Source organism: Micromonospora sp. KC207 (assembly GCF_004348615.1).
Classification (GTDB): Bacteria; Actinomycetota; Actinomycetes; order Mycobacteriales; family Micromonosporaceae; genus Micromonospora.
Map to the genome: position 1 here is coordinate 1 of NZ_SMKJ01000428.1, position 4,078 is coordinate 4,078.

At 76.6% G+C, this 4,078-nt stretch carries 4 protein-coding genes; all 4 read right to left on the minus strand.

Translation table 11 applies throughout. The features are described 5' to 3' along the window. Positions 1 to 7: 7 nt before the first annotated feature. On the minus strand, positions 8 to 1,501 hold the full coding sequence (locus tag E1258_RS30605) for a class I adenylate-forming enzyme family protein (protein WP_132407223.1): 1,494 nt from the start codon (positions 1,499 to 1,501) through the stop codon (positions 8 to 10). Positions 1,502 to 1,533: 32 nt separating this feature from the next. Then, positions 1,534 to 2,271, minus strand: coding sequence for a glycosyltransferase family A protein (locus E1258_RS30610; RefSeq protein WP_132407225.1), 738 nt, complete (start codon positions 2,269 to 2,271; stop codon positions 1,534 to 1,536). Further along, entirely contained in the window at positions 2,268 to 3,299 is a 1,032-nt protein-coding gene (locus tag E1258_RS30615) for a 3-oxoacyl-ACP synthase III family protein (protein ID WP_132407227.1), read from the minus strand. Before E1258_RS30615 ends, E1258_RS30610 begins: the two co-directional genes overlap by 4 nt. A 202-nt stretch (positions 3,300 to 3,501) precedes the next feature. Beyond that, a complete protein-coding gene (locus E1258_RS30620; RefSeq protein ID WP_207919853.1) occupies positions 3,502 to 3,846 on the minus strand; it encodes an alkaline phosphatase PhoX in 345 nt (114 codons plus the stop codon). Positions 3,847 to 4,078 lie beyond the last annotated feature (232 nt).

Sequence of the window (4,078 nt, forward strand, 5' to 3'; positions counted from 1 at the left end):
GGGCTGCTCAGGCACGGCCGTGCCGCCGGGGGGTCGGTACGGGCCGACCGGTCGCGGCGGCGGCCAGGGCGGCCGTGGCGGCCCGGTCGGGCTTGCGGGACCGTCCACTTGTCGGCACCGGGGCGATGAGCAGCGCGTCGGGCCGGGCGGCGCCCATCCGCGCGAACACCGGGTCGAGGGCCCCGCGAAGCCGGCCGGGGTCGGTGCCGGGTTCCGGTTCGACCACGGCGACGAGCCGCTCGTCGCCGTCGCCGGCCGGCACGCCGACCAGCACCGCCAGGTTGACCCCTGGCACGTGCAGGGCCGGCTCGTACAGGCCGGGGTAGATGTTCTCCGCGCCGCGCAGGATCATGTCCTTGCTGCGCCCGGCGAGGACGACCCGGTCGTTGTCGAGCCGGGCGACGTCGCCGGTGTCGACCCAGTCGTGCGGCTGTTCGCCGAGGTAGCGGTGCGCCTGCCCCGGCCCGGCGAGCAGCAGCCGCCCGTCGGTCCCGACCCGGGCGGTCACGCCCGGCAGCGGCGCGCCGACGAGGTCACCGACGCCGGTGAAGGCCGCCTTCTCGGCGGCCTCGACGGCGGCGGCCGGGAAGAGTTCGGTGAGCGCGTACACCCCCCACGCCTGCTCGGCGCCGGCCCGTCGGGTCCGGTCGAGCAGGGTGGCGCTGACCGGCGCGGAGCCGCTGTAGAACCGGCCGCACAGCCGGGGTCGCTGCGCCAGCAGCGTCCGGAGCTGCGGCGGGGTGAGGTAGCTGGCCTGCGGGCGCAGCCGGGCCACCTGCCGCGCCAGCACCCGGGGTGACCGGGCTGGCAGGGCCACCGGGGCGCCGCTGGCCAGGGCCGGGACGAGGACGAAGAACGTGCCGCCGAGCACAGGAGCGTCGGGGTGTGGCCGGACCAGGTCGGCGACGGCGCGCATCCCGGCGGCCAGCCCGGCCCGGCGGTGCACGACCGCCCGGGGCCGGCTGGTCGTTCCCGAGGTGAAGATGATCACCGCGTCGTCGTCGGGTCCGCCCCGGTCGGGGGCCGGACCCGACCGGGGGCGCAGCGCCGGGGCGCAGCCGGGCAGCCGTTTACCAACGGTACGCACCGGACCCAGCTCGGCCAGCCGGGGCAGGGCCAGCCGGGCCCGGCCGGCCAGCGGGCGTGCCCACCCGGCGACCGCCTGTGCCGCCGCATCGGCGACGACCAGGGCCGGGCGGGCGAGGGCCAGGCGCGCGGTGAGCACGTCCGGGCCGGCGCTGGGGTCGAGCACCGCCACCCGCAGCCCGAGCCGGTGCGCGGCGAGCAGCACCGACAGCGCCCGGGGGCCGGGGCGCACCGCCACCCCGAGGGTGTCCCCGGCGGCGAGGCCGTGGTGGTGCAGGGCGGCGGCGTACCCGTCGGCGAGGTCGGCCAGCTCGCCCCGGCTGACGCGGGTCCGGGGCGCGCCGGTGCGGCCGGCGGTGAGCACCGCCGGCCGGTCGGGGTGGCGGCGCAGCGCGGCGGCCAGTTCGTCGAGCATCGGGCGACTCGTCTCCAGGTGAGGGGTGCGGGTCAGCGCGGGTCCGGGGAGAGCCGGCCGCTGCCCCGGTCCAGGTACCAGGCGGCGGTCCGGCGCAGCCCGTACGCCCGCAGCCGCCGGGTGGAGTTCTCCACCACCATCGTGCGCTCGTGCACGATGGCGTCGGTGTGCCGGCGTACCCGGTTGAGGAACTCCCGGTCGGTCGGGGACGGGCGGCGGGGCATGCCGCCGACGGCGAGGTACGCCTCGGCGGTGATCGCCATGTTGTTGCCGGCGTGCATCCGGTACGGGGCCCGGTAGCCGGGGCCCCGGTGGGCGGGGCGCAACCGGCCGAAGGTGGCGGCGACGACGACCAGGCAGCGGAACCCGGCCCGGCCCAGCGGGCCGTGCTCGTCGCGGCGGGCCTCGATTCGGCCGCACGCCATGGCCGCCCCGGCGGTGAGGGTACGGCGGGCGGCGGCCACCCAGCCGGGGTGGGGCAGGCAGTCGGCGTCGGTGCGGGCCAGCAGCGTGGCCCCCTGCGCGATCGCGTGCCGGAAGCCGGTGTCCACGGCCGCGCCGACGCCCCGCTGCTCCTCCCGCAGCAGCCGGGTCGGCACCGGCGCGTGCACGGCAAAGCGGCGCACCACGTCCCGGGTGCCGTCGGTGGAGCCGTTGTCGACCACCAGCAGGGTGAAATCCCGGTCGGTCTGCGCGGCGAGCGCGTCGAGGGTGGCACCGATCCGGGCCACCTCGTCGTACGCGGGCACCACCACCCACAGGGCGGTCAAGACTTCTCCCAGACCATGGTCATCAGGCTGACGCCGCCACCGAGGCCGACGAACAGCACCCGGTCGCCGGGGCGCAGCGTGGCGTCGGCGCGGGCGAGTTGCACGCCGAGGGTGGCGCTGGCGAGGTTGCCCAGCTCGGTGACGGTGATCTCCAGTTTGTCCCGGGGGACCCCGGTGACCTCGATGAACCGGTCCAGGTAGGGCAGGGTGACCTGGTGAACCAGGATCCGGGCGTAGTCGGCCCAGTCGAGGCCGGTGCGCCCCCGGACCCGGTGCAGGATGTCCGCGCCGATCTTTTCGAACACGTCGCGCAGGGCGCGCCCGTCGCCGGTGAAGTAGGTGTGCTCGTCGCCCCGGGGGTGGCGGGACCCGCCGCCGGGGATGCCGCCGACCGTCCAGTGCTCGGACCAGGTCTCGGTGTCGACGTCGACGATCCCGCCGCGCGCGACCGGCTCGACCAGGACGGCGGCCCCGGCGTCGCCGAAGGTGTAGCCGGCCAACGCGCCCCGGGCCTGGTCGAGGTCGGCGACCTGCCAGCGCATCGCCCGGGTGGGGGTCTCCCCCGTCACCACCAGGGCCCGCCGGGCCCGACCGGCGAGGATCGCCGAGCGGGCCAGGTCGATGCCGTTGAGGAAGCTGTTGCAGGCGTTGGTGACGTCGAGGGCGTGGGCGTGGCTGCCGAGTTCGGCCTGCACGATGTGGGCGGTGGCGGGCTCGGCGACGTCCCGGGTGGCGGAGGCGAACAGCAGCAGGTCCACCTCCTCGGGCTCCCGGCCGGCGGCGGCGAGCGCCTGCCGGGCGGCGCGCAGGGCCAGGGTGGAGGCGTACTCGCCGTCGCCGGCCAGCCGGCGGGAGGAGATCCCGGTCATCCGCGCGAGCAGGCCGTCCGGCAGGGTCAGGCCGCTGGCCTCGGCGAGCCGTCGCTGCACCTCGCCGGTCGGGACTGCATGCTCGGGGAGGCTGGCCCCGACGGCGGTGATGCCCACCCTCCCCCGGGCCGGGCTCAGTGGTGCTGTGGGGTCGACCATTCGTTGAGCTTGCCCAACGCACCTGCCGCGCGGATGAGTAGGGGGGCTCATGTTCGCCCCGGCGGCGGTGCGCCGCGCGCTCGCGGGCGCCCCGGGCGCCGGCCGGCCCGCTCCGGCCGACGCCGAAATATGGCGAGGATCACACACCGCGCGGCGGCTCGACGGCGTTGTCGAGCCGCCACGCGGTGCGCCTACCGGTCCGCTACCCGCGGAAGGGACCGGTGATCGCGGACGTCGTCCCGGGGGCGTAGCAGTTGACGAACATCGTGCGCCGGTCGTCGGCGAAGCAGGCACCGGCGAACTCGCCGTACAACGGCGCGGACTCGGTGCCGAGGTTCTGCCGGTTGCGGGCGAACAGGTACGGCTCGCCGTCGACCGTCGTGCCCATCAGGTAGCTGTCCCCGTCGCCGTCCTGGCAGAGCATCAGGCCACCGGCCGGGGTCACGCAGATGTTGTCCGGGGTCTTGAACAGCTCCGCCCCCGGGCCGGTGCAGCGGAGAACACGACGACCAGGGTCAGCTCGTTGGTGGTTGGCACGTACCGCCACACCTGGCCCTGGTGGTCGGCCTGGGAGCCGTGCCCGCGCACCGCGAAGGAGGAAACGAAGTAGGCCGCCCCGCCGGTGCCTCCCTCAGGCGGACGATGGCCCGGACCCGGGCGACCGCGGACCCGCGTGATTGACCGGGACGTGTGCGAACGGGCCTGCCGTGCACGCACGATCGGGCGGGGCGTGGACTCGCTCGCTCAGGGGGCCGGCACGGCCGCGTGCGGTGTCGGGG

Excerpts from the sequence above, each read along its gene's own strand:
- E1258_RS30605 (WP_132407223.1), bottom strand. The coding sequence starts at position 1,501 with ATGCTCGACGAACTGGCCGCCGCGCTGCGCCGCCACCCCGACCGGCCG.
- E1258_RS30615 (WP_132407227.1), bottom strand. The coding sequence starts at position 3,299 with ATGGTCGACCCCACAGCACCACTGAGCCCGGCCCGGGGGAGGGTGGGC.